Genomic DNA, 23,920 nt, shown 5'->3' with positions numbered 1-23,920 from the left:
CGCATGGGGAGCTTTTTAAGTTAGCACCGACTACCTGGCAGTAGCATTCATGGTAGCGGAATCAAACTACGGAGCCGGGCAGATCCAGGTCCTCGAGGGGCTCGAGGCCGTCCGCAAGCGACCCGCGATGTACATCGGGTCGACCGACGGCCGTGGGCTCCACCATCTCGTCTACGAGGTCGTGGACAACGCCATCGACGAGGCGCTGGCCGGATACTGTTCGCACATCGAAGTCGAGTTACACGACGACGGTTCCGTCAGCGTGCGGGACGACGGCCGGGGAATCCCAGTCGATACCCACGAGGAGTACGACCGCCCCGCGGTGGAGGTCATTCTGACGGTCCTGCACGCCGGCGGCAAGTTCGACAAGGAGTCCTATCAGGTCTCGGGCGGGCTCCACGGCGTCGGTGTGTCGGTCGTCAACGCCCTCTCGGAGTGGCTCACCGTCGAAGTCGACCGGAACGGAAAGCGATACGAGCAGCGCTTCGAGCGGGGTGAGCCGGCCACGGAGCTGGAGACGGTCAGTGAGGTCCCCGAGGACCAGACCGGGACCCGGATCCAGTTCAAACCCGACACGGACATCTTCGAGGTCGAGAACTTTAGTTTCTCCACGCTCGAATCCCGGCTTCGGGAACTTGCCTTCCTGAACTCCGGCGTGCGGATCTCCCTGATCGACGACCGGGATCCCGACGCCGAGACCGCGACCTTCGAGTACGAGGGCGGCATCAGGGAGTTCGTCGAGTACCTCAACGAGACGAGGACGCCGCTCCACGGGGACGTGATCTATCTAGAGGACGAGTCCGCGGGCGTCCAGGTCGAGATCGCGATGCAGGCCACCGAGGATCTCCAGTCCTCGACACATGCCTTTGCCAACAACATCAACACCCGCGAAGGCGGCACCCACCTCACGGGCTTCAAGACGGCACTCACCAGGGTCGTGAACGGCTACGCGAAAGACCACGACCTCCTGAAAGCGATCGACGGGGAGAACCTCAAGGGCGAGGACATCCGCGAGGGGCTGACCGCCGTCATCTCGGTGAAACACCCCGACCCACAGTTCGAGGGCCAGACCAAGACCAAACTGGGCAACAGCGACGTACGGGGCATCGTCGAGTCGGCCCTCCATGACGGGCTCAACACCTACTTCGAGGAACACCCGGACACGGCCGAGGCGATCATCTCGAAGGCCATCGAAGCGGCGAAAGCCCGGAAAGCCGCCCAGAAGGCCGAGGAGCTGACCCGGCGGAAGAGCGCCCTGGAGAGTACCTCACTCCCTGGCAAACTCGCCGACTGCCAGACCAAAGATCCCGAGGACTCGGAGCTGTTCATCGTGGAAGGAGACAGCGCTGGCGGCTCGACAAAGCAGGCCCGAGATCGGAAGTTCCAGGCCGTGCTGCCGATTCGCGGCAAGATCCTCAACGTCGAGAAACACCGCCTCGATCGGATCCTCGAAAACGAGGAGATCCGGGCGATGATCCGGGCGATCGGGACCGGCATCGGCGAGGAGTTCGACATCGATGATCTCCGGTACGGCCGCGTGATCTTGGCGAGCGTCGATGGAAAGGACCACGGCTTCATTCGGGATGAAAGTGGTCAAACGAGGTTTGTAGAAATTGGGGAGTACATCGACGAAGTCATTGAAGAGGACGGCAACGGATATGAGAATCACGAAGTTCTCTGTTTCGGCCTCGACGATCAGGAAACGAAGTTCCAGCCGATCGATCAGGTCATTCGACACGAAGTCGATGAGCCGTTGTACGAAATCGAAACGAGCTATGGGCGAAACCTCAGAGCCACTGCCTCCCATAGCGTGTTTGTCCATCGTGAAGGACAGGTCGAACTGGCTGCGGGGGAAGACATTGAGGCGGGCGATCAGGTCGTCGCACCTCGATCCGTTCCCCTGCATGGAGACCGTGAGGGAGAGCGTATCGACGTGCTTGCAGAACTCGTTCAGAAATCCGACGAATTTGACGAAGAGATATTTGCACGCGGGCCAGGCATTGAGGAACTGTTCAAGAAGATAGTTCGGGCCGAATACACCGATGGTGGGGCCGACTCGGTCGATCGAGTCCAGGCGAGAGTCGAAGCGCCGGAGGACGTTCGAACAACACTGAAAGAGCAACGTCTCGAAGCCGGGCTCACCCAGCAAGAAGTTTGTAACGAGGTTGGAATTGCCCAACCGATTACGATCTCCCAGTGGGAACGAGGGCAATCACGTCCAACGGTTTCGAACTTCCAGGCGTACTGTGATGCCGTTGGAGTTTCTGCCGGTGCTGTAATGCAGAACGTCTCGACGACTGATTCGCTTCTCGATCAGCGATGGAATAATCAGTATTCTGGTACCCAGACCAATCGAGTCAGAGATTACGTCCGTGTGAGCGAATTGGACGAATCGGACCTCGAACTCATTCCGGACGAAGCGGAGGTGGAATTGACACCCCAGCACCATGCCGATCAGGCAATAGACCGATACATTACCGTCGACGAAACGTTACTCGATCTGTTCGGGTTCTACGCAGCTGAAGGGTCCAAATCGCGCAGAAATGGGGTCCGGTTGGCGATGGGGGCCAACAACGAACCACTGATCGAGAAGTATCAGCAAGCGTTCGAGCATGTGTTCGGGATTCGGGGGAAGTTAAGCGAATACGAAAGCAGGATTGACGAAGTAAAATTGGTCAATAGAGTTGCAGCGGTGGTCTGGGAACAGGTATTCGGGATTACTGGTGAAAGTGCAACTGAAAAGTCCGTCCCCGACATCGTATTCGACGTTTCTAAGCAGGGACAACAGGCCTTCCTTCGAGGGTATTTGCTCGGTGATGGAACGGTTACAGCGGATAAAGTCAGCTGGACGACGACCTCTCGAGATCTGGCGAGTGCGATCATGTATCTCCTCTCCGCTCAAGGGGTCGTCGGCTCTCACTCGAAGAGAACACCGGATAAAATCCCCAACACCGACGAATGGGGGATCGAATCAAAGTCCGAACGCCATACGGTCACAGTCAGTGCGAAATCGGATCTCGAAAAACTCCGAGAGGTATGGAAGGTCCATCCAAATTCGGCGAAATTGGCAGAATATCTCGCCGATGGCGTAACGAACGAGAAGAATAGACGGTTCGAAGAAGTCTCGGATGATCTGATTGCGCTTCCGGTGAAAGGTGTCAAAAGAGTCGATCCCTCGAGCAACTACGTCTATGATTTCTCCGTCGAAGCCGACGAGAACTTCATCGCCGGAATGGGCGGCATTTGCGCCCATAATACCGACGCCGACGTGGACGGCGCCCACATCAGAACGCTGCTGCTGACCTTTTTCTACCGGCACATGCGCCCGCTGCTGGAGAACGGCCACGTGTATGCCATCAAACCGCCGCTCTATCGGATCCGGTATCGCGGGAAGACCTACGACGCCATGACCGAAGCCGACCGTGAGCGGATCGTCGAGGAGGAGTGCAACGGCAATCCGACCCAGATCCAGCGGTTCAAGGGGCTGGGCGAGATGAACCCCGAACAGCTCTGGGAGTCGGCGATGAACCCGGAGAACCGCATTCTCAAGCGGATCACCATCGAGGACGCCGCCGAGGCCGACCGGATGTTCTCGGTGCTGATGGGCGATGCGGTGGGCCCGCGAAAACAGTTCATCAAGGAACACGCCACGGACGCCGAATGGGTTGATATCTGATGAGTTCGGAACTGCCAACGCCGGCCGGACAGGTCGGCGACGAGATCGAGACCGTGCGGGTCGAAGACGAGATGGAACAGTCCTACATCGATTACGCGATGAGCGTGATCGCCGGGCGCGCGCTCCCGGACGTGCGGGACGGCCTGAAGCCGGTTCACCGGCGCATCCTCTATGCCATGCACGAGGCCGGCATCACGAGCAACTCCGGCCACCGGAAGTCCTCCTCGATCGTCGGGGACACGATGGGGAACTTCCACCCCCACGGCGACAGCGCCATTTACGACACCCTCGTGCGGATGGCCCAGGACTTCTCGATGCGCTATCCGCTGGTCGACGGGCAGGGGAACTTCGGCTCGGTCGACGGCGACCCGGCAGCGGCCATGCGGTACACCGAGAGTCGGATGGCTCCCATCGCCGAGGAGTTGCTCGCGGACATCGAGAAGGACACCGTCGACTTCGAGCCCAACTACGACGACCGCCTGGAGGAACCAGCCGTGCTCCCCTCGGCCATCCCAAATCTGCTCGTCAACGGTTCCTCAGGTATCGCCGTCGGGATGAGCACGAACGTCCCGCCACACAATCTGAGCGAGGTCATCGATGCAGCGATCCACCTGCTCGAAAACCCCGATGCGACAGTCACGGACCTGATGGAGTTCGTTCCGGGCCCGGACTTCCCGACCGGAGCCACCATCGTGGGCAAGAACGCCATCAAGCAGGCCTACGAGACGGGCCGCGGCCGACTCAGGGTTCGGGCGAATTACGAGATCGAGGAGCGGCCGAAAGGCGATCGGATCATCCTCACCGCACTCCCCTACCAGCAGAACAAGTCCAAGCTGGTCGAGCGGATCGCGGACATGGTCAACGAGGGCGACCTGGAGGGAGTGCGAGACCTCCGGGACGAGTCCGACCGCGACGGGATTCGTGTGGTCATCGAGTTGAAGCGGGGCGCAAACACCGACATCGTCGAGAACCGCCTGCTGGAGAGCGTGCTCGAACGGACCTTCGGCGTCATCAATCTCGCACTCGTGGATGGGAACCCCGAGGTACTCACGCTGAAGGAGATGCTCGATCACTATCTCGATCACCGCCGGGAGGTCGTCCGCCGACGCTCGGAACACGACCTCGCGGAGGCCGAGGATCGGGCCCACATTCTGGAAGGCCGGCTTCTGGCCCTGGAACACGCCGAGGACGTGGTCGAGTTGATCAGGAACTCAGCAGACCGGGACGCCGCCAAAGCCGCGTTGCAGGCGGAGTATGACTTCTCGCAGGCCCAGGCCCAGCACGTCGTGCGCATGCAACTCGGGAGCCTGACCTCCCTTGAGCGCAGCGAGATCGAGTCGGAGTACGAGGACGTCAAAGCCCGGATCGAGCGACTCCAGACGATCCTGGAGGACGAATCGGAGCTTCGAGAGGTCATCAAATCCGAGCTCCAGGCCCAGAAGGAGACCTACGGGGACGAACGCCGGACCTCGATTATCGAGGCCGACGGCGAGGTGACCGACGAGGATCTGATCCCCCAGGAGGACGTGCTCATCACGCTCTCCGAGGAGGATTACATCAAGCGGGTCCCGATGGACGAGTTCTCGGCCCAGCACCGGGGCGGGAAGGGGATCATCGGAGCCGACCTCAAAGAGGGTGATCAGATCGCGACGGCCTTCCCCGCCCGGACCCACGACACCCTGCTCTGTTTCACCGACGCGGGCCAGGTCTATCGACTCAAGGCCTACCAGGTGCCGGAGATGTCCCGAACCGCCCGGGGCACCTCGGCGATCAACCTGCTCGAACTCGACGGGGACGAGGACATCACCGCCGTCGTGGCGACCCGGGACATCGACGAGGACCAGTATCTCACGATGGTCACCCGCGATGGCTACGTCAAGCGAACGCCAGCAGCGGACTTCGAGAACATCCTCTCGACCGGCATCATCGCCACCCGGCTGGAAGACGGCGACGAACTGGTCGACGTGGTGATCACCGACGACGAGTCACAGATCGTCATCGGCACGCGAGGCGGGCGAGCGATCCGCTTCCCGGAGACCGACGTTCGAGCGATGGGACGAACCGCCAGAGGAGTTCGGGGGATCAACCTCGAACCGGGAGACGCAGTCGCTGGCGTGACTGCAGTCCGACCTACCGACGACCGATATCTGCTCACCGTCACCGAGAACGGGTACGGCAAGCGCACCCGGCTCTCGGAGTACCGGGCCCAGTCCCGGAACGGGAAGGGCCTGATGGACATCAAGACCGGCGAGCGAAACGGTCCCGTGGCGACACTGCGGACAGTTTCGGAGGGCGATCACGTCATCGCCATGAGCGAGGCCGGCCAGATCACCCGGATGCCAGTCGAAGAGATCTCCGCCATCGGACGCAACACCAAAGGCGTGCTCGTCATGCGTGTCGAAGCGACGGACCGCCTGGCTGGCGTCAGCATCTTCCGGCCGATGACGGAGACTGAAGCCTAGGTCAGCCGGACGTGACCGAGGCCCACACGGGTTCTTTGGTCCGTGAGCCCCTACCGGAAACTAATGGAGTCACTCTCCCCGCTCGTCGAGTCCCACGACCTGATCGCATTCACCGGCAAGGGCGGCGTCGGAAAGACCACGAGTGCGGCCGCGACCGCGGTGCACCTGGCCGAACAGGGCGAACGAACCCTCCTGCTGTCGACCGATCGGTCCCCATCGCTGTCGGACATTCTGGGCACTGACGTCGGTGGCGAGGTGACCGCCGTCCCGGGCGTCGAAAATCTCGATGCGATCGAGATGGACTTCGACACGGTCGCCGAGCGCTGGAAAGAAGCCTACGGCGAGGAGGTGTATGCCGTGGTCTCCTCCTTTATGCCCGTCGATCGGTGGGTGATCGACTACTTCGCCGAGGCGCCGGGCATCGCCACCCAATTTGCGCTGAGCTACCTGCTCGAGTTCTACGAGGGCGACACCTACGACCGAATCGTCTGGGACACCGCCCCTGCGGGGGCGACCATCGGGTTAATCGAACTCGAAGAGAAACTCTACGAACACCTGGGGACCGCCCCGAAGTTCTACGCCAAACTCCGGGCCGCAATCAGCCGCGACACCAAAGCCGACCCGAGCAAACTCCTCGATGAGTGGCGCGAGTTGGCCCAGGACTGTCTGGCCATGGTTCAAAGCGACCGAACGACCTTCCTCGTCGTGACAAATCCCGAAAAGCTGGCGGTCAACGAGACCCAGCGCATCACGGCGGAACTCGAAGACCGGGGCATTGCAGTTGGTGGGATCGTCGCGAACGGCCTCCTCTCGGAATCGCTCTGTGACTGCTCGTTCCATCAGGACCGGGTCGCAATGCAGCGAGAACACCTCGCAGAGCTGGAATCAGTCTACGGCCAGGACCCGGGGCTGGTGTCGGTCCCACAGTTCTCGACCGAAGTGGCCGGCGTCGAGTCCCTTCGCGAGGTCGGGACCCACCTGTTCACCTGAACTGAGTCAGTCCAGATACGGCTCACAGACTCGCTCGATTCCCGCCTCGAAGGAGATGGACGGCTCCCAGCCGGTCGCCTCCTGCATGCGAGTCGCGTCGGCTAGCGTGTCGTGGACGTAGATGTCTTCAGGGATCGGGTTCTCGACGTACTCCGGCGCGACCTCGGTCCCGAGCGCGTCGTTGAGCATCTCGACGACCGTGTCAAAAGAGTGCTGTGTCCCGGTCCCCACGTTGAAGATGCCCGAGAGGTCGTTTTCGGCGGCCCGGATCGTCGCGTCGACCACGTCTTCGACGTGGGTGAAATCCCGAGTCTGGGTTCCATCACCGTAGATCTTCGGCGAATTGCCGTTCGCGATATCGTCGGCGAACTGCGCGATGATGTTCGCGAACTCGCCTTTATGGCCCTCCGCGCCGCCGGCCATGCCCTGGTAGACCGAGAAGTATCGCAGTCCGGCCATCGTCACGTCCTCGTAGTAGTTGTCGTAGTACTCGGCGTAGCGTTCACGAGCGAGTTTCGACGCCTCGTAGCCGGTCCGGGCTTCGACGGACATCGATTCGGGGGAGGGTTCGGTTCGATCGCCGTAGATCGAGGAAGTCGTTGCATAGACCACAGTCTCGCCGCCGTCCTGGACGAACTGTTCGACGGTGTTCACGAACCCCTCGACGTTGACCCGCGCGCCGCGCTGTGGGTCGTCCTCGTGCATCTGCATCGAGGAGAGAGCCGCCAGATGGAAGAGCACGTCCACGTCGGTCGGAAGATCGTCTTCCAGCACGCTCCGCTCGCGGAAGTCGACCTGATCGATGAGATTCTCCGCAGTCCCGAGGAAAAGATCGTCGACGACGATGACTTCGTTGTCCGCGGCGAGCGTGTTGGCGAGATTCGACCCGATGAAACCGGCCCCGCCGGTGACGAGCACGCGTTGTCCCTGCATACCCGGAGCAAGTCGTGTCCCCCGATTAAGACTCCCGGTTTCGGCGGGGAGACCCAGGCCATGGGGTTTTATGAAACGAACCGGTCTATCACGATTTAATGTCCTCTATCGAACTGACCGCGAGTCAAAAGACGATTCTCCGGGCACTCGTCGACCGGTACAGGCAAGAAGAGACGGCGATCAAAGGAGAAACCATCGCCGAGGAGGTCGATCGCAATCCGGGTACCATTCGAAATCAGATGCAGAGCCTGAAGGCCCTGCAGTTAGTCGAAGGGGTCCCGGGCCCGAAAGGCGGCTATCGACCCACGACGAATGCCTTCGAGGCTCTGGAAATCGAACAGATCGATTCGCCGGCCGCAGTGCCCGTACGTCGGAACGGCGACCCGGTCGAGGACGTGAACGTGCAGAACATCGACCTGACGACGGTTTTCAATCCGGATCTCTGCCGGGCCGAGATCGAGGTTCGGGGCTCGATCAAGGACTTCCACGAGGGCGACAGTGTCGCCGTCGGCCCGACCCCGATCTCGAAGCTCCGGGTCGACGGAACCGTGGACGCCAAAGACGAGGCCAAAAACGTGGTTATCCTCAAGATCGAGGACATGATCGCACCGGCCGAGGACCCGGCTCACTGACTCCCGGTCAGTTGGGGGCCTTCCTTTTGCGGATGCAGGCTGTATAACTTGTATGGCAATCTTCACCCGTCGGAGTACCGTCGATGCGCCCCTCGAAACAGTGTGGGCGTTTCACTCCACGATCGACGGCCTGCTCGAACTCACACCAGCAGTGGCCAACCTCCAGGTCGAAGCGATTCGTGTGCCGGACGGGGGCGACGTGCTACGCGAGGGCTCAGAGATCGACCTCTCGGTGGGGCCCATTCCGGGCGGCCCGCGCCAACGCTTTACCTCGGTCATCGTGGCGCGTGAGGAACTGGCAGACGAGGCGTACTTCGTCGACGAGATGGAGACGGGACCGATGGCGACCTGGCGGCACACCCATCGGTTCCGCAGGGTGGGAGATCGGACCCAACTCATCGACCACGTCGAGTACGAAAGTGGCTACGGCGACCTCGTGGATCGAGCCCTCCAGCCCGGGTTCGCGCTGGCGTTTGCCTATCGCCACCGAAAAACCCGCGAGAAACTCGACGGGGACGAGACTTAACTGCGAACTGCTCCTGGGTGTAGATGCATGACAGACGTTATCGTCGTCGGCGGCGGCCCTGCCGGCCTCGGGGCAGCACTCTACACCGCGAAAAACGGCCTGGAAACCACGGTCTTTGACACCGATGGGACCTGGATGCACAAGGCCCACCTCTTCAACTACCTCGGGATCGAGAGCGTGGATGGCACCGAGTTCATGGACCGATCCCGCGAACAGGTTGAGGACTTCGGCGCCGACCTCCGCGAAGAGGAGGTAATCACAGCCGAAGAAACCGACGACGGGTTCGCCGTCGAGACCGACGCTGGCGAGTACGAAGCCGACTATCTGGTGCTCGCGACTGGCACGGACCGAAGCCTCGCGAAGGAGTTAGGCTGTAAGTTGACCGACAGGGCAGTCGTCGACGTCGACGTGACCATGGAGACGAGCGTCGAGAACGTCTACGCGACAGGGGCGATGGGCCGAGTCGAGGAGTGGCAGGCCCAGATCGCGGCCGGTGACGGCGTGGCCGCTGCGCTGAACATCCTTTCAACCGAGGAAGGCGAGAAGTTCCACGACTTCGACACGCCCGAAGACGCGGCCTGAGTTAGAGACTCGGATAGGACTGGGTCCGGTCGATGTCGGTCACTTCCTCGACCAGGTCACTCTGATGGCGAACCAGATCCGTCGTTGTGACGATCCCGAGTAGCTCCTCGTCCTCGGTCACGACGACCTTCTTGATGCCGTAGTTCTGCATTTTCTCCAGGGCGTCCTGTGGGCGCTTCTCGGGACCGATCGTCACCAGATTCGGGCTCATCGCCCGGGAGACGGGAATGTCTCCGAAGGGACGTTCGGTTCCGCTGCCAGCAGCCAGAACGTCCGTTTCGGTGATGATGCCCACCGGCCGTTCACCGTCCGTAACGAGCACGCTTCCAACCCGGTTTCCGAGCATTTCGCCCACGGCCGCTTCGAGGGTCGCTCCGAGTGGCACCGTCACCAGGTCCGTCGTCATGAGATCCCTGACAGACATACATCCCCCTACGCAGTCAGGGGATTCAAAACTTGTGCCAATGTCTCACGTCAATTACCCCCACGGATCAGCTCGATCGCTCCGGCCAGGGAAGACACCTGTCCGCCAGAGCGGTCCAGATGAACGAAATCCATTCCGGTCCGCTGCGCGAAAAGCGCATCCGAGGACGTATCGCCGACGTAAACGTACTCGTCAGGGCCAGCCCGATCGACGAGGTCCTCGTAGAACGCGGGATCGGGCTTCATCCGTTCGATCGTTTCCAGATCGTCCCCCCGGCCGATCCAGTGGGCCACCACGGCGTCGAGATCGGCTACCGCCACGAACGTCTCGACGATCGACTCCGGCGAGTTGCTGATGATCGAAACCGGATGCTCCTGGGCTAACGTGTGGACCTGCTGGATATCCGGAAACGGGACGATTTGCCCGGTCTTCAACGCTCGCTCTTTCTCTTGCACGTAGTGTCGATGGCGGACCGGCCAGAGCTCCGCGGGCGGAACGCCAAGGTCCTTAGCAGCCTGCTCGAAATTCCGGAGATTTGGGGGATAAAGCAGTTCTCGGCGCTCCGGCGTCGGCTCGATGTCGAAGGCCTGCAGGGTCTCGTCCAGAGCGCGGTCGAGCCACCCCAGTTCAGCCTGTGAATCGAGCAAGACGCCATCCATATCGAAGACGACGTGCATACACCGGGTAGGCGACCCGTCGGGTTGAGGGCTCCGATCGGTTAGTAGCCCTCACCCGCCTGCACCGGTCCGGCAAAGGCACTGTAAAGGACCGCAAAGTAGAGCAGCACGAGCGGGAGGAAGATGGCCAGGACCACGGTCATCATCTTCAGTTGCAGGGTCGAGACGGCGGCTTCGAACACCGTCAGCCCGGTCACCGGGTAGATGACCGGGAAGAGGAGGACGGCGACGAGGGCCACAAGCCCGAAGAGCTGTATTCCGGCTGCAAGGAAAGCGGGTCGGTACTGACCGTCCCGAAGCAGCCAGAGGTATGCAATCCCGAGAATCGCCGTGATCGCCACGAGCGCGAGCACAACCGGGTGGACTACTTTCGCCGCCATGCCCTCGACGGCCACGTAAAGATAGCCGACCGTGACCACCGCGAGCACGAGGTAAGCGACCTGGGAGAGCAGCCCGTACCGGGTGACGGTCTCGTCGAGGCCGGCCGCCGTCTTCATGCCCAGGAAACCGGCCCCCTGGGCAGTCGAGATGGCGACCAGCGCGAGACCGACCACGATACCCGGGACCGAAATGATCCCGGATGCGCCCACGAGCCAGTTAGCGGCGAACATCCCCAGGAAGAACGGGGCGAGCGTGCTCCCGAGAATGAACGTGCTACTCCAGAGCCGTCGCCAGCCAGCGTCCTCGCGTTGCTCCAGGAATTCGGGAGAGACCCCCCGGATGATGAGCGCGCCGAGGATGGCGAACATCAACAGGTAGTAGCCGCTGAACAGGCCGCCGTAGACGTCCGGGAAGACGGCAAAGAGCGCCCCACCGAAGACAACGAGCCAGACTTCGGCTCCGTCCCAGAGAGGGGCCAGCGCGGTCAGGATCGTCTCTTTGGTCTCGTGGTCGTCCACCAGCCCGTAGAGCACACCCATCCCGAAGTTCGTCCCGTCGAGCCAGAGGAACATGGCCAGTGTCAGGAACAGGGCCACGAACCAGAGCTCGATTAGTGGAATCCCGAACCAGCTCGGGCCAGCTTGCAGGGGCATCATTCAGCGACCACCTCCTCGGTCGATTCTTTCGGCCCACGGATCACCAGCCGGCGGACGAGATACGCCCAGATGGCCAGGAGGGCCGTGTAGGCCCCCACGAAGCCAAGCAGCGTCAGGAGTGCCTCGCCACCGGTCAGATTCTGGGAGACGCCCTCGGCGACCGTGAGGACCTCCTGAATAGCCCAGGGCTGACGGCCCACCTCGGTGACCATCCACCCGAATTCGATCGCCAACAGACCAAGCGGGATGGACAGCATGAGCGCGCCGCTCAGATACTTGTCTTTGAGAAGCCGTCCCTGGTACCACCGGAACCCGGCCCAGAGCGAGAGGAGGATGAACCACATCCCCAATCCGACCATCGCGCGGAAGGACCAGAAGACGATGGCGACCGGCGGTTCACCTTCGACACCCTGCAGGCTCTCCATGTCGTCCAAGCCTTGGATGGTGGCACCAGGATCACCCCCGCTCGCGAGGAAGGACGCACCGCCTGGGATTCCGATCGCGAAGAGATCCCGGGCACTCGGGTCGGTGAACCCTTCGAGACTGGTCGGAATCGCAAAGAGGTACTCCGGCACGTTAGAATCGGTCTCGTAGACCGCCTCCATCGCCGCGAACTTCTGGGGCTGGGTCTCGTAGACGTGCCGACCGTAGGAGTCGCCCTGAATCGCCATGAACGGCGCGGTCAGGAGCATCGCGACGATGGCGAGTTTCAGACTCGTCTTCCAGAACTGACGCCGCGTTTCGGTCGTCGTGAGCTTGTACATCGCGATCCCGGCCATGAAGAGCGCGGCGGCGAGCACGGCCGAGGCCTGCATATGCGTGAACATGAAGAAGAATCGTGGGTTGAGATAGGCCGCGATCGGGTCGACGATCACCGCGACCTCCTGGCCGGCACGGGTCCCCATCTCGTAGCCACGAGGGAGGTGCATCCAGGAGTTCGCGATCAGAATCCAGACAGCAGAGAGCCAGGAGCCAAGCGCGACCAGGAACGCGGAAAGGAAGTAGAGCCGATCGCTCACCCGCTCACGCCCGAAGAGCAGAATACCGAGGAACGTCGATTCGAGCATGAACGCCATCAGGCCCTCGGTCGCCAGCGGCCCGCCGAAGATGCCACCCACGGCAGAGGCATAGGCCGCGAAATTCGTCCCGAACTCGAATTCGAGAACGATGCCAGTCACGGTGCCGATGACGAAGGTCAGGGCGAATATCTTCACCCAGAACCGTCGCAACGACACCCACGGTTCGCCCGCCCCGCGGATCTCCTTCCAGGTGAAATACACCAGGAAGGGGGCCAGGCCCATCGAGATCGCGGGGAAAATGATGTGTATGGCCGTCGTCCACGCGAACTGGAGACGGCTCAGGATTACGGGGTCTAACATGTGTTTTTGAGGTTGCCTACGTGTTGAATCGTTCTCACGTCACCCACATATTGTCTTCGCAAGGGGTCATGAGTTGCCGGACTATCCATCCTGACCTTGCAGTTCACCCACTATAATTTGCGTGGATGATTCCGACCGCCAGAAAACAAACCCCACACTGTTCGGCCGGCCGCTTCGGCACCGGCACCTGAAATCAAATACCCACGCAACCCGCGTTCTGGGCGAAATAACCTCCAAATAATGGGACACTCATCTTCCGGGCCCGAATCCAGCATGCCGGTTCGCTCGTGTTACTCGCTGCACGGGCGCGACGGGAGTCCCGCGAGGCGGGCGGCGAAGCCGCCAGCTGAGCGAACGGCGTCGTCGTGAGCCAACGAGTGGGACTACGTCGCGACCGCGACGTGTTTCGAAGAAACCAAAGAGAGCGACGGGATTCGAACCGGAGGAAGACTCGCTCCCACAGGTCGCTCTTCTTCCAGGGCCCGAATCCCGCGTGCCGGTTCGCTCGTGTTACTCGCTGCACGGGCGCGACGGGAGTCCCGCGAGGCGGGCGGCGAAGCCGCCAGCTGAGCGAACGGCGTCGTCGTGAGCCAACGAGTGGGACTACGTCGCGACCGCGACGTGTTTCGAAGAAACCGGAGCGGGCGCGACGGGATTCGAACCACCTGAAGACTCGCGTTGCTCGTCTTCCGTAATTCGAATCCCGCGTGCCGGTTCGCTCGTGTTACTCGCTGCACGGGCGCGACGGGATTCGAACCCGCGATCTAGAGGTTAGGAACCTCTCGCCGTATCCTCTTGGCCACGCGCCCCGAAAATCGGTTCGGGTGGGCGGGGAAAAACGGTTACTCTTCGGTCCGCTCTGACTCGGACTCGGATTCGCTCTCCGCGACGGCCCGGTCGGACTCCTCGGGGCCTTCTTTGATCTCTTCGAGTTCCTGTTCGATCTCTTCGCGACCGCGCTGGAATTCACCCATGGCCTGTCCCGTCGACCGGGCCAGCTTGGGGATTTTGTTCGCCCCGAACAGGAGGACGGCAATCAACAGAATGATGGCCAGCTCCATCCCGCCTGCTGGGAGCCCGAATGCGGGTAGCACCTCGATTGTCATTAAAGAGTTGTAACTCAGTAGCGATTATAGGCTTTATGCTCCGATCCGGTACTCCCAGACATTGGGAACTATCTGCCGGGCCGGCGTCGGGGCCTGCATGAGCAACGGGACATTGCCGTACGATCCCGAGGCCGATCACTCGTTTCCAGACGAGCGACTCAACGAGATCCTGGAAGCCGTCCTCGGGGATCCCGAGGTCCGGGCCTACCTCGAAGCACAGAACGTCAACCCGGTCACGCGGAAGGGCTACAACGACCACGGGGAGAAACACATCGAGATCGTCCGGAACCGGGCGCTTCGGCTCTACGAGCTACTCAAGCGAGCCGACGTCCCGTTCAACGGGGCGACTGACCAGGGCCTCCAGGAGGCCGACGAACCTGTCATCGTCGCGCTCGCCGCGACGCTCCACGACATCGGGCACGTCGTCCACCGGGACGATCACACCTACTACTCGATTATCATCGCCGCGGACCTCCTCGATCGGCTCCTCGAGCCGTATTACGACATCGGCGAGCGAGTCCGAATGAAAGGCGAGATCCTCCATGCGATCCTCTGTCACCACTCCGCAGAGGAGCCCCTGACGACCGAGGCGGGGGTGATCCGCGTCGCGGACGCGTTGGACATGGAGCGCGGTCGCTCACGCATCCCCTACGAACGGGGTGGGCGCGGGATCAACACCATCTCCAGCCAGGCCATCGACCGGGTCGAACTCCTGGAAGGAGACACCAAGCCGGTGCTGGTCGAGATCACGATGCGAAACGCGGCCGGCGTCTACCAGGTCGACGGACTGCTCAAGAACAAATTGGAGGGATCGGGGCTGGAGGAACTGGTCAGGATCGTCGCGGTGAACACCACTGGCGGCGACGATCGCCTCGTCGAACGAATCGAACTGTAGTCAGTCCAAAAACGCCGACAGCGATGATTCGGTCCGGGGTCGTGTCTCCGAGATCCGCAGCGCATACACACCCTGCAAATCGGTCGCCCTGGCCCAGTCCCGAAGTTGACCCTCCCGCTCGGGATCGAGTGCCAGAGCCTGTTGATCCTCGCCCACTCGACTGACGCCCACGAAGCCTTCGGCCAGTTCCTCGACGAACCGACCCAGCGAGCGCCCGTAGAGGTGTTGCTCGATCGACTGAGTACTGATCGGCTCCGAGAGGGCCAACAGGCTCTGGGCCGGAATCGCGCGGGTACCCGCATCGTCCACGACCAGCAGAAAGGCCGCCGACGTCCGCTCAGCGAGGGACGCCATCCGATCACGTATCGGACCTGGCTCACTGGCGGCGCTCTCGGCCGGAATCTGTGAGGTATGGACGACCGTCGCGAGAACCACGTTCGTTGCCTCGTAGCTGGGAAGATCGACGTGTACGGAGACGCCGAGATCGAGCCCGATCGGGTCCGTCCCCGGTGACGAATCGTCGGTCACGCGAACCCCCCGTGCCTCGAACTCGGCTCGTTCGAGACTGAGCCCCGCGGTCTCACGAGCCATCTGACGGAGGAGTTCCTCGCTGACCCGGATCCCCACTCGAGCAGCCGAATCACTCAGGCCGCCTCGGTGGGCCGAGGTTACGTCCGCTGCGTCTGCCACCTCCCGGCCGGCGGTCTCGACGGCCGATCCAAGCGCGTTTACGAACCGATACGCCCGCATGTCACGCTGTCGAACGGGGACGACCTTGAAGGGTGCGGTCGGGCGGACGGATTGAGAGTCGGCAGGAAAGAATTTGGGAGACCCGTGCTGCAGCGGTCGGAGTTGCCCTCAATTCAACAGCCGCTAGCGGTCTTTTTCCCCAAGTTTTTGCGAGGGGCTGCTGCGCAGCCCCTCGGAAAAAGTGGGAGTGCGCCGGCCGGGATTCGAACCCGGGCCATGAGCTTGGAAGGCTCAGGTCCTACCACTAGACCACCGGCGCGCAGTCGCGTCTATGGAGCCCCCGAATAAGGACGTTTTCATCTGGATCCCCCAACCCGGGCATAGCAATTCCCCTTCGAAACCCACTCACGCTCCAATTCGAGGCCACTGGCCCGGATATCCGCCACGAACTCCTCGCGGTCGTAGATGTGATAGTATCGTGGAACGATCTCGCCGTCGGGCAGCGTCCAGTCGATAGTCGTATCGAAGCCCGTCTCCCGGTCGAAACGATCGTGGGCCGTACACCAACTGCTGACCAGGCCGACGCCATCCGGTCGAAGTACCCGTGCTAACTCGTCCAGGCTCTCGATACGGGCGTCCCGATCCCGGAGATGATGGATGGCCGCGATGTAGACAGCCACGTCGACCGTCGAGTCACTGAGAGGCAGGATCGTCGCCGTCCCCTGGAGAAAGGTTGCCTCGATCCCCGACTCGGTGACACGCGACCGGGCTTCTTCGAGGAGCGAGCGGCTCAAATCAACACCGATCGGGGACTCGACTACCGACGCCATGGCCTCCGTATGGCGGCCGTTGCCACAGCCCACATCTAAACCCACAGTTCCCGAGACGGTGTCCAGAAAGTCCGTCACGTCGGTCCAAGGATACTGGCGCGTCTTCGAGAAGTGGGGCCCGATGCGGTCGTAGACCTCCCGGATCGGCGGGGACTCTTCGGTCATACGAACACCAGGAAAACCACGTAGGCGATGGCGAGCATCGCCGTCGCGTGTTTGGCGCCTGCCGCGAGGCGGCCGTCGCTCATCTGTCCGGCCACGAAGCCGGAGACGTACCCCTGGATGATCCCGGCGTGGAAGAAGACCAGCCCGTAGGCCTCTTTTTTCGCGGGCGTTAGCTCTCCCAGGCTGCCACCGAAACCGACGCCGCCGGCCGCGCCACCGGTCTCAAGTCCCGTCGGGATACTGGGGATGAACACCTGATCCAGGGCGAGGACGATCCCCAGGAAGACGAAAAAGGCGACGTAGATGACGACCACGTAGGTCAGCAATTCGTTGTGACGATCCCGTTCTAGCCGCCGAGCCGACTTCGCCTCGTCGGCGGCGATTCGCAAGACTGGACCGACGTCGTTCGTCGCACCCATCGCGTTCGTGGTGAGGGTCACGACCCTGGTTATCGCCGGAGTCTTGACCCGCGCCTGAAAGCGACGGAGGGCCCGCGCCATTGGAGCGCCGGTCTGCACGTCGGCCCAGGTTCGTTGCATCTCCGTCGACAGCGCACCCAGATCGGACCGGGCGACCCGACCGAAACTCTCGACCAGCGACATCCCCGCCTCGTTCGTCGCCGCAAGCCGATCGAGGAAGTCCGGGATCGCGGCCTCGATCCGTTTGACTCGTCGGTGACCGATCTCGTAGGTGATCGCGTAGGTGCCGGTTACGAACAGCGTGGCCCGAATCAACGGGTCATCGAGCGCACTCGGTGTGAGCGTTCCAGTCGAGAGTGCCGGCCACCAGCCGCCGAGGACCCAGAGGAGACCGATCGGAACGGTTACCCAGAGAATCGCCGCCGGGCGCTCGGTCAAGAGACGACGGGGATTCATAAGCGAACTGAGGATCGGTCTGAGCTGTCGGGCGATCGCGAGCCGATCGCGGTTTTTCGTCTCGGTCTCGTCGGCTGAGCCCGTCGTGGACGCCACTGGCACGTCCGGGAATTGCAGTTCGGTGGCCGCACTGGAATCATCCGCGTCCGCATCCACGAGGTCCTCCGTGATAGTATCCAGATAGACGATAAAGCCGATATTCGCCAGTCCCAAAACGAGATAGACCAGCGCGTGGAGGAAGGTCAGTGTCCCACCCAGGAGCAGGCCGACCACGACCAGAATGGTGATGAGAAAGAGCATCCCGGCGACGAACACGGTCACGTACGCCTCGGCGAGCACGCCTAGCAGTTCGATGAACCGTTCCTGCTGGGCGGACTCCTCCTCGCGGAAGTACTCGTACTGCTCCTGGAGAAACCCCGTCAGCGAGCCGCCACTCCGGAGTACGCTCGCCAGGTTCTCGGTGAACTCGGAGAGCTCGTCGCTCGGAGTTCGCCTGCTGGTCCGCTCGACGCCGGTGATGAGGTCCGCACCGAGGAGATCAATGTCCTTGACCGTCACCGCAAACTCCCGGGCGGTCTCGCCGTAGACCGTGGCATGATCACTCAAGGTCCGGAGAACCTGAGTGAACGGCATCCCGCTCCGGGAAAGTGCAAAGAGGAAGGCCACGTTTCGCTTCAGTGTCGAGTCGATCCGTCGGGCACGCTCACCGGCCTCGTACTGGGGGAGATACCACCGAAGTCGGTAGGTGCCAAAGGCCCCGATCACCCCGACAGTTCCACTGCTTCCCAGAAGGAGCCCAAAGAGCCCGACAATCCCCATTTCGGCGGGCGGCGTCTGAAGCAGGCCGGACAACCAGGGAAGCAGCGAGGGGAGCCCGAGAGCGACGAGGACCGACCGGGTGCCCAGAAACCCATAGACACCAACCACGCTCCCGACCAGTGCCGCGATTGTCGCATAGAGGAACGTCTTGGCCGCGTAGGCCCGATAGGTCGCGGGGCGGTGAGCGGCTTCGAGGAGCCCGACCTGCCGGGTGTTCACGGACCGACGCTCCCCAACGAACTCACCGAAGATGGCCAGGGCGACTCGCGTGACCATTCGGTCGAGTCGGGACGAAACCGGGACCAGCGCGACCCCCAGCAGCAACACCGCGATCAGTCCCAGCGGAAGCAGTTCCAGCACCAATATCACCCCTGGGTACTGTCAGTGGTGTGGCCCTCGGCCAGGTTCGTGTCGCCGACCGACGTTTCGAGTTGTGCCTCGATCCGGCCCATCACGGTGTCCCGATCGGCGTAGTAATCGTTGATCACGGCGGTGAAGCGACGGTAGTCCCGAACGTCCTGTTCCAGCAGATACTGGAGGACCCGCTTTCGATCCCGGAATTCCCGCAGCAGTTCCGAGCGCGACCAGCCCCGATCCTGGCGGATCTCCTCGAGAACGACACTGTCGAACTGGTTGAAGGAGTCGGTCTCGGGGTCGTACTCGAAGGCCATCGAGTAGTCCAGATCACCGGTCCGCTGGTCGATACCCTCGATCTCCGCGATGGTGTTGGTCCGCCGAACTCGCTGTTCGCCGACGTAGGTCAGCGTCTGGACGGACAGGACGTCCAGGGACTGGATCATCGCCCGGGGAACGTTGATCGGCTCGTTCTCTAGACGATTGATCACCGTCTGGACGCTGTCAGCGTGCATCGTCGAGAAGGTGGTATGACCGGTGTTCATCGCCTGGAAGAGCGTCATCGCCTCCCGGCCCCGGACCTCGCCGACCACGATGTACTCGGGACGGTGGCGCAGTGAACTGCGCAACAGGTCGTACATCGAGATGTCCTCGCCCTCTCCCAGGCTCTCCCGGGTCACGGAGGAGAGCCAGTTATCGTGATGCAGCGTGAGTTCCCGGGTGTCCTCGATCGTCACCACCTTCGCGTTCGGCGGGACGAACATCGAGACCGCGTTCATCGAGGTGGTCTTCCCCGAGGCGGTTCCCCCGGCAAAGATGAGGGATTTGTTGCTCTCGATGGCCAGCCAGAGGTACGCCATCTGATCGAGGCTGAAGGTGTCATATTCGATCAGCGTGGCCGGCGTGAACGGCTCCTCGGCGTACTTGCGGATCGTAAACGCCGAGCCGCGAGGTGTGACTTCCCGACCGAGTGCGAGTTCTCCGCGGCTGCCGTCCGCGAGCGTGGCATTGGTAATCGGGTCGCCGATCGAGATGTGCTGGCCGGAGTTCTGGGCCAGTCGGACGACGAAGTCGTCCAGTTCCGCCTCGCCGAACGAGCGGTTGGTCTGAATGTCCGTGTAGGTATCGTGATAGACGAAAAGCGGCAGGTCATAGCCGTCACAGGAAATGTCCTCGATGTGGGGGTCCTTCATCAGGGGGTCGAGCTTGTCAAAGCCCTCGAAGGACCGGTAGAGGTAGTAAAACAGGCGATATATCGTGGTCGTATCCACCTCGACACCGTACTGCCCGAGGAGTTCGAGGAGGTGTTCGGTGATGACTGCCTCGGCGTCTTTCGGGTCGTACTCCGCGCGGAAGATCAGCGACTCGCGGCTGTCCGTGAAGACCTGTTCGAGGAGATCGTGTTCGAACTCCGAGAGGGTCGGCTCCACGACGAGATACCGATACGCGTTTTCGGCCGCGTTATGCGCGATCACGACGAACGCGAAGGGCGCGTTCACCCAGTACCGGTCGACTTCCTCGAAATCCTCGAGCCCAGCGAATTGAACGAGCGGCCCGTCTCGAGCCGGATCGTAGGGGTCGACATCGAGTGCCGAACCACGGAGAACCGCCGCGATCTGCGAGAGTCGATAGCGAATCGACTCGACGGCAGACTCCGACTGGGCTGTGTTCCGGGACATCGATCTGTACGACCACCCTCGAAGGGGGTCTGCTTAAATCCCCACGCACCCACCTCGACTGCCGTCACGTTCTTTTCGGAGGAACCCGAACCATCAGTTGATGGAACGGGAGGACTTCACGCTGGAGACCCGCTATGTCGAGACCGACACGGGAGGTGAGACCCAGCCCCTCCCGACGCTTCGACTCCGGTATGACGGACCAGAGGCGGAACTCAAGTCGGCTCTCGAAGGGGCCGACGGGTCGATTCTCCAGGCCGAGAACATCGACGTGAGCGTCCGGCTGCAGGGTGAGATCGACGAGCGGAACCCGGACGGCGTGGTCGCGGTCAGCGACCGACTGACTGGCGATTACGTGTGTGAATTCAACGTCGAGGGCCGGGACATCTTCGAGTTCCTCGCGGCAGCCAAGCGGCGGGCCGAAAGCGTCGACGGCACGCCCAAGTACCGCATCCAGTTGTGCGCGGGCGACACGCCCGTGCGGACCTACGAAACCGACACATTCCTCGTGTACACGAGCGACGGAACCCTCAGGGAATCGGAGAGTCTGATTCCCGCGGGCGTCGAACTGTAACCCACGTCGGATTCGACACTATATACTGTCCGCGACGGCAAGAGCGGATATGGACCTCTTCGGAACGGCGGGTATCCGGGGCCGGGTTGCGGACGAAGTGACCCCGGAGCTCGCACTACGTGTCGGACAGGCCGTCGGAAAGCCGGACCGGGAGTTCGTGGTGGGCCGCGACGGCCGTGTGACTGGCGAGACGCTGGTCGCAGCGCTCCGCGCGGGCTTACAGAGCGCGGGGGCGAGTGTGCGCACCGTCGGCATCGTGCCGACACCTACCCTCGCGTTCGCCTCGCAGGGCCGGTACGGAGTGCAGGTGACCGCCTCTCACAACCCGCCAGCGGACAACGGGATCAAACTTTTCGAGGACGGCACCGAGTTCGATCGCCAGGCCGAGCAGGCGGTCTCGGATCGGGTGGCCGATGGCTCTGAGCAGGCCCCCTGGGACCAATGGGGCGAGACCGAGCGGATCGACGTGCTCGACGCGTACCAGGAGACAGTCACCGAGTACGTCCGTGGACGGGGACTCCCCGAATCCCATCCGGTCGACGCTGGAGCCGAGATGGATTCGGAAACGCCGCTGGCGGGGACGACCATCGCCGTTGACTGTGGCAACGGCATGGGGGCGCTCGGAACGCCACAGCTCCTCGAAGCCCTCGGTGCGAACGTCGTCACGATCAACGGCACCGTCGACGGCCACTTCCCCGGCCGGGCGAGCAAACCCACCCCGGAGACGCTGGCCGAGTTTCGGCACTTCGTTGCCGATAACCGCACGGAATTCGGCATCGCTCACGACGGCGACGCCGACCGGGTGGTCCTGGTCGACGGCGACGGCACAGTCGTCCACGAGGACACGGTCGTCGCCATCCTAGCGGAGTACTACGTTCGGGCGAGCGAGGTTGCGGACCCAATCGTCGTCACGACGCCGAACGCTTCAGGGCGCATCGACCAGCGGGTCGAAGCCGCCGGGGGGACAATAGAGCGAGTGCGACTCGGTGCGCTCCACGAGGGTATCGCCGAGGCGTCGGGCACGGTCGTGTTCGCGGCCGAGCCCTGGAAGCACATCCATCCCCGACTTGGCCGGTGGATCGACGGCATCGCGAGTGCCGGCGTGCTCTCGGTGCTGATCACCGAAGCCGGTGGCCTCGAAGCGCTTCGCGGGCCGGTGACAGAGCGCCCCTACCGAAAGGTGAGCGTGCCGTGTGCGGAGAGCGCGAAGGAACCGGCGATGGAGCAACTCGAAACCACGCTGCCGGAGGCCTTCCCGGCGGCGACGGTCTCGACGGAATACGGCGTGCGACTCGCCTTCGAGGACGGGTCCTGGACGCTGGTCAGGCCGAGTGGAACCGAGCCCTACGTTCGACTGTACGCCGAGAGCGACGAGGTCGATGACCTCGTGACGGGAGTCCGGTCCACGATTGAAACGGCCATATCGAACGTGTCCGAGTGACACAGGCCCCACAGACAGGGATCTGAACGAGTATTCGACGCCTTTATTTTCGCCGCCGCTTCGGGTATGTGATATGGGTGCCTTCGATCGGCGGACGTTTCTCAAGGTGGCCGGTGGCATCGGTGCAACATCCCTGACTGCGCTCGCCGGGTGTTCCGGCGGAGGCGAGACTGACGGGACGACGACTGACGGAGACGATGGCTCCGGTGACGACGTCACCAACGTCGGGATGGTGTATGCCACTGGTGGCCTGGGCGACGGCTCGTTCAACGACCAGGCTCAGTCCGGCATCATGGATGCCGCCGAGGACTTCAACGTGGAGTACAACGAGTCCCAGCCGGAGAACACCTCCGACTTCTCCTCCCATCAGGAACAGTTCGCCCAGTCGACCGACCCGAACTACGATCTGGTCGCCTCGATCGGCTATCTCCAGGCCGATTCGCTGGCTGACACGGCCGCGAATTACCCGGATCAGCAGTTCATGATCGTCGACGAGACCGTCGACGCAGACAACGTCGCCTCCTATGTCTTCCGGGAGCACGAGGGATCCTACCTGGTCGGTCAGCTGGCCGGCCTGCTGACTACCCGTGAGTTCAGCGCCGGGGGCGGCGAGACGAAACCCGACGAGAAGGTCGTCGGCTTCGTGGGCGGTGTCGAGGGCGGCCTCATCGGCAAGTTCGAGGCCGGCTTCGCCGCCGGTGTCAAGTCGATCGACAGCGAGATCGAGGTCAAGTCCGGCTACGCAGGCTCCTTCACGGACCCCTCGACCGGTACCGAGATCGCGGACGACATGTACAGCGGCGGCGCGGACATCGTCTATCACGCCGCCGGAAACACCGGGACGGGCGTGTTTGAGTCCGCCCAGAGCAACGGCCGCTTTGCGATCGGCGTCGACCGTGACCAGTCGATCACGAAGGACGGCTACGCGGACGTGATCCTCGCGAGCATGGTCAAGCGGGTTGACACGGCCGTCTACACCGCCGTCGAGTCGGTCGTCAACGACGCCTTCGAATCCGGCACGAACACCCTGGGCCTGGACGACGACGGTGTCGCAACGGTCTACGGGGACCAGATCGGCTCCGAGATCCCCCAGGAGATCAAAGACCAGGTCAGTTCGAGCCGAGACGAGATCATGGCCGGGGACATCGAGGTCCCGACCGACCCCGAGAACGTCTGA

General features: G+C 62.5%; 20 protein-coding genes, 2 tRNA genes and 1 pseudogene. 11 read left to right on the top strand and 12 right to left on the bottom strand.

All coding sequences use genetic code 11. The features are described from left to right. Window positions 1–49: 49 nt before the first annotated feature. The 4 genes and pseudogenes from HSR6_RS11400 to HSR6_RS04160 all read left to right on the top strand — a co-directional run. Window positions 50–1,582, top strand: a pseudogene (locus HSR6_RS11400) (DNA gyrase subunit B); the annotation flags it as partial. Beyond that, window positions 1,577–3,676, top strand: a complete 2,100-nt coding sequence (locus tag HSR6_RS11395; protein ID WP_394327101.1) for an LAGLIDADG family homing endonuclease — start codon at window positions 1,577–1,579, stop codon at window positions 3,674–3,676. The pseudogene HSR6_RS11400 and the gene HSR6_RS11395, both read left to right, overlap by 6 nt. After that, window positions 3,676–6,138 carry a DNA gyrase subunit A gene (gene gyrA, locus HSR6_RS04165; RefSeq protein WP_071932884.1) on the top strand — a complete coding sequence of 821 codons (2,463 nt, stop codon included), beginning with the start codon at window positions 3,676–3,678 and terminating at the stop codon, window positions 6,136–6,138. Before HSR6_RS11395 ends, gyrA begins: the two co-directional genes overlap by 1 nt. Window positions 6,139–6,201: 63 nt before the next feature. Next, window positions 6,202–7,128 (top strand): ArsA family ATPase, encoded by a 927-nt coding sequence (locus HSR6_RS04160; protein WP_071932883.1) that lies wholly within the window; start codon window positions 6,202–6,204, stop codon window positions 7,126–7,128. A 6-nt stretch (window positions 7,129–7,134) separates the two neighbouring features. Here HSR6_RS04160 and HSR6_RS04155 read toward each other — a convergent pair whose 3' ends face one another. Beyond that, window positions 7,135–8,061: an NAD-dependent epimerase/dehydratase family protein gene (locus HSR6_RS04155; RefSeq protein ID WP_071932882.1), complete on the bottom strand. Its 927-nt coding sequence runs from the start codon at window positions 8,059–8,061 to the stop codon at window positions 7,135–7,137. Between the two features lie 98 nt (window positions 8,062–8,159). Here HSR6_RS04155 and HSR6_RS04150 point away from each other — a divergent pair, with 98 nt between their 5' ends. Genes HSR6_RS04150 through HSR6_RS04140 form a run of 3 tightly spaced genes read left to right on the top strand, consistent with a single transcriptional unit; the run spans window position 8,160 to window position 9,801 of the window. Beyond that, window positions 8,160–8,693 carry an Rrf2 family transcriptional regulator gene (locus tag HSR6_RS04150; RefSeq protein WP_070364731.1) on the top strand — a complete coding sequence of 178 codons (534 nt, stop codon included), beginning with the start codon at window positions 8,160–8,162 and terminating at the stop codon, window positions 8,691–8,693. 52 nt (window positions 8,694–8,745) lie between these two features. Next, the gene (locus HSR6_RS04145) at window positions 8,746–9,219 is read left to right on the top strand and encodes an SRPBCC family protein (RefSeq protein ID WP_071932881.1); all 474 of its coding nucleotides are present in this window, start codon (window positions 8,746–8,748) and stop codon (window positions 9,217–9,219) included. Window positions 9,220–9,246: 27 nt separating this feature from the next. Beyond that, window positions 9,247–9,801, top strand: coding sequence for an FAD-dependent oxidoreductase (locus HSR6_RS04140; protein WP_071932880.1), 555 nt, complete (start codon window positions 9,247–9,249; stop codon window positions 9,799–9,801). A gap of 1 nt (window position 9,802) precedes the next feature. Here the strand turns inward: HSR6_RS04140 and HSR6_RS04135 are convergent, their stop codons facing one another. The 6 genes from HSR6_RS04135 to HSR6_RS04110 all read right to left on the bottom strand — a co-directional run bounded on the left by HSR6_RS04135 (window position 9,803) and on the right by HSR6_RS04110 (window position 14,424). Continuing rightward, window positions 9,803–10,225 (bottom strand): CBS domain-containing protein, encoded by a 423-nt coding sequence (locus HSR6_RS04135; protein WP_070364728.1) that lies wholly within the window; start codon window positions 10,223–10,225, stop codon window positions 9,803–9,805. A 50-nt stretch (window positions 10,226–10,275) separates the two neighbouring features. Continuing rightward, window positions 10,276–10,902, bottom strand: a complete 627-nt coding sequence (locus tag HSR6_RS04130) for an HAD family hydrolase (protein ID WP_071932879.1) — start codon at window positions 10,900–10,902, stop codon at window positions 10,276–10,278. Between the two features lie 41 nt (window positions 10,903–10,943). After that, on the bottom strand, window positions 10,944–11,939 hold the full coding sequence (locus tag HSR6_RS04125) for a cytochrome d ubiquinol oxidase subunit II (protein WP_071932878.1): 996 nt from the start codon (window positions 11,937–11,939) through the stop codon (window positions 10,944–10,946). After that, a complete protein-coding gene (locus HSR6_RS04120; RefSeq protein ID WP_070364725.1) occupies window positions 11,936–13,318 on the bottom strand; it encodes a cytochrome ubiquinol oxidase subunit I in 1,383 nt (460 codons plus the stop codon). The genes HSR6_RS04125 and HSR6_RS04120 overlap by 4 nt, the downstream gene beginning before the upstream one ends. 736 nt (window positions 13,319–14,054) lie before the next feature. After that, window positions 14,055–14,127 (bottom strand) — tRNA-Arg (locus HSR6_RS04115). A 33-nt stretch (window positions 14,128–14,160) separates the two neighbouring features. Next, window positions 14,161–14,424 (bottom strand): Sec-independent protein translocase subunit TatA/TatB, encoded by a 264-nt coding sequence (locus HSR6_RS04110; RefSeq protein WP_070364724.1) that lies wholly within the window; start codon window positions 14,422–14,424, stop codon window positions 14,161–14,163. Window positions 14,425–14,521: 97 nt separating this feature from the next. Here HSR6_RS04110 and HSR6_RS04105 point away from each other — a divergent pair, with 97 nt between their 5' ends. Then, complete coding sequence (locus HSR6_RS04105; protein ID WP_071932877.1) at window positions 14,522–15,319, top strand: HD domain-containing protein; 798 nt, start codon at window positions 14,522–14,524, stop codon at window positions 15,317–15,319. On the opposite strand, the gene HSR6_RS04100 is transcribed toward HSR6_RS04105, so the two are convergent. The 5 genes from HSR6_RS04100 to HSR6_RS04080 form a co-directional block, all read right to left on the bottom strand. Continuing rightward, window positions 15,320–16,069, bottom strand: coding sequence for a hypothetical protein (locus tag HSR6_RS04100; RefSeq protein ID WP_071932876.1), 750 nt, complete (start codon window positions 16,067–16,069; stop codon window positions 15,320–15,322). A gap of 188 nt (window positions 16,070–16,257) precedes the next feature. Then, window positions 16,258–16,328: transfer RNA gene (locus tag HSR6_RS04095), tRNA-Gly, on the bottom strand. Window positions 16,329–16,365: 37 nt separating this feature from the next. After that, window positions 16,366–17,004: a class I SAM-dependent methyltransferase gene (locus HSR6_RS04090; RefSeq protein WP_071932875.1), complete on the bottom strand. Its 639-nt coding sequence runs from the start codon at window positions 17,002–17,004 to the stop codon at window positions 16,366–16,368. Next, on the bottom strand, window positions 17,001–19,058 hold the full coding sequence (locus HSR6_RS04085) for a type II secretion system F family protein (RefSeq protein ID WP_233488553.1): 2,058 nt from the start codon (window positions 19,056–19,058) through the stop codon (window positions 17,001–17,003). Before HSR6_RS04085 ends, HSR6_RS04090 begins: the two co-directional genes overlap by 4 nt. Window positions 19,059–19,063: 5 nt before the next feature. Beyond that, window positions 19,064–20,731 carry a type II/IV secretion system ATPase subunit gene (locus tag HSR6_RS04080; RefSeq protein ID WP_071932873.1) on the bottom strand — a complete coding sequence of 556 codons (1,668 nt, stop codon included), beginning with the start codon at window positions 20,729–20,731 and terminating at the stop codon, window positions 19,064–19,066. 100 nt (window positions 20,732–20,831) lie between these two features. On the opposite strand from HSR6_RS04080, the gene HSR6_RS04075 reads away from it, so the two are divergent. From HSR6_RS04075 to HSR6_RS04065, 3 genes are all read left to right on the top strand, one after another. Then, the gene (locus HSR6_RS04075; protein ID WP_070364718.1) at window positions 20,832–21,302 is read left to right on the top strand and encodes a DUF5793 family protein; all 471 of its coding nucleotides are present in this window, start codon (window positions 20,832–20,834) and stop codon (window positions 21,300–21,302) included. A gap of 49 nt (window positions 21,303–21,351) precedes the next feature. Beyond that, window positions 21,352–22,743, top strand: coding sequence for a phosphohexomutase domain-containing protein (locus HSR6_RS04070; protein ID WP_071932872.1), 1,392 nt, complete (start codon window positions 21,352–21,354; stop codon window positions 22,741–22,743). 73 nt (window positions 22,744–22,816) lie between these two features. After that, window positions 22,817–23,920: a BMP family lipoprotein gene (locus HSR6_RS04065; RefSeq protein WP_070364716.1), complete on the top strand. Its 1,104-nt coding sequence runs from the start codon at window positions 22,817–22,819 to the stop codon at window positions 23,918–23,920.

Source organism: Halodesulfurarchaeum formicicum, assembly GCF_001886955.1.
Taxonomy (GTDB): Archaea; Halobacteriota; Halobacteria; order Halobacteriales; family Halobacteriaceae; genus Halodesulfurarchaeum; species Halodesulfurarchaeum formicicum.
This window is presented reverse-complemented; position numbering and strand designations above follow the sequence as displayed.

Excerpts from the sequence above, each read along its gene's own strand:
- HSR6_RS04145 (WP_071932881.1), top strand. The coding sequence starts at position 8,746 with ATGGCAATCTTCACCCGTCGGAGTACCGTCGATGCGCCCCTCGAAACA.
- HSR6_RS04120 (WP_070364725.1), bottom strand. The coding sequence starts at position 13,318 with ATGTTAGACCCCGTAATCCTGAGCCGTCTCCAGTTCGCGTGGACGACG.
- HSR6_RS04125 (WP_071932878.1), bottom strand. The coding sequence starts at position 11,939 with ATGATGCCCCTGCAAGCTGGCCCGAGCTGGTTCGGGATTCCACTAATC.
- HSR6_RS04140 (WP_071932880.1), top strand. The coding sequence starts at position 9,247 with ATGACAGACGTTATCGTCGTCGGCGGCGGCCCTGCCGGCCTCGGGGCA.
- HSR6_RS04100 (WP_071932876.1), bottom strand. The coding sequence starts at position 16,069 with ATGCGGGCGTATCGGTTCGTAAACGCGCTTGGATCGGCCGTCGAGACC.
- HSR6_RS04150 (WP_070364731.1), top strand. The coding sequence starts at position 8,160 with ATGTCCTCTATCGAACTGACCGCGAGTCAAAAGACGATTCTCCGGGCA.
- HSR6_RS04155 (WP_071932882.1), bottom strand. The coding sequence starts at position 8,061 with ATGCAGGGACAACGCGTGCTCGTCACCGGCGGGGCCGGTTTCATCGGG.
- HSR6_RS04065 (WP_070364716.1), top strand. The coding sequence starts at position 22,817 with ATGGGTGCCTTCGATCGGCGGACGTTTCTCAAGGTGGCCGGTGGCATC.
- HSR6_RS04105 (WP_071932877.1), top strand. The coding sequence starts at position 14,522 with ATGAGCAACGGGACATTGCCGTACGATCCCGAGGCCGATCACTCGTTT.
- HSR6_RS04075 (WP_070364718.1), top strand. The coding sequence starts at position 20,832 with ATGGAACGGGAGGACTTCACGCTGGAGACCCGCTATGTCGAGACCGAC.
- HSR6_RS04080 (WP_071932873.1), bottom strand. The coding sequence starts at position 20,731 with ATGTCCCGGAACACAGCCCAGTCGGAGTCTGCCGTCGAGTCGATTCGC.
- HSR6_RS04160 (WP_071932883.1), top strand. The coding sequence starts at position 6,202 with ATGGAGTCACTCTCCCCGCTCGTCGAGTCCCACGACCTGATCGCATTC.
- HSR6_RS04135 (WP_070364728.1), bottom strand. The coding sequence starts at position 10,225 with ATGTCTGTCAGGGATCTCATGACGACGGACCTGGTGACGGTGCCACTC.
- HSR6_RS04130 (WP_071932879.1), bottom strand. The coding sequence starts at position 10,902 with ATGCACGTCGTCTTCGATATGGATGGCGTCTTGCTCGATTCACAGGCT.
- HSR6_RS04110 (WP_070364724.1), bottom strand. The coding sequence starts at position 14,424 with ATGACAATCGAGGTGCTACCCGCATTCGGGCTCCCAGCAGGCGGGATG.
- HSR6_RS04070 (WP_071932872.1), top strand. The coding sequence starts at position 21,352 with ATGGACCTCTTCGGAACGGCGGGTATCCGGGGCCGGGTTGCGGACGAA.
- gyrA (WP_071932884.1), top strand. The coding sequence starts at position 3,676 with ATGAGTTCGGAACTGCCAACGCCGGCCGGACAGGTCGGCGACGAGATC.
- HSR6_RS04090 (WP_071932875.1), bottom strand. The coding sequence starts at position 17,004 with ATGACCGAAGAGTCCCCGCCGATCCGGGAGGTCTACGACCGCATCGGG.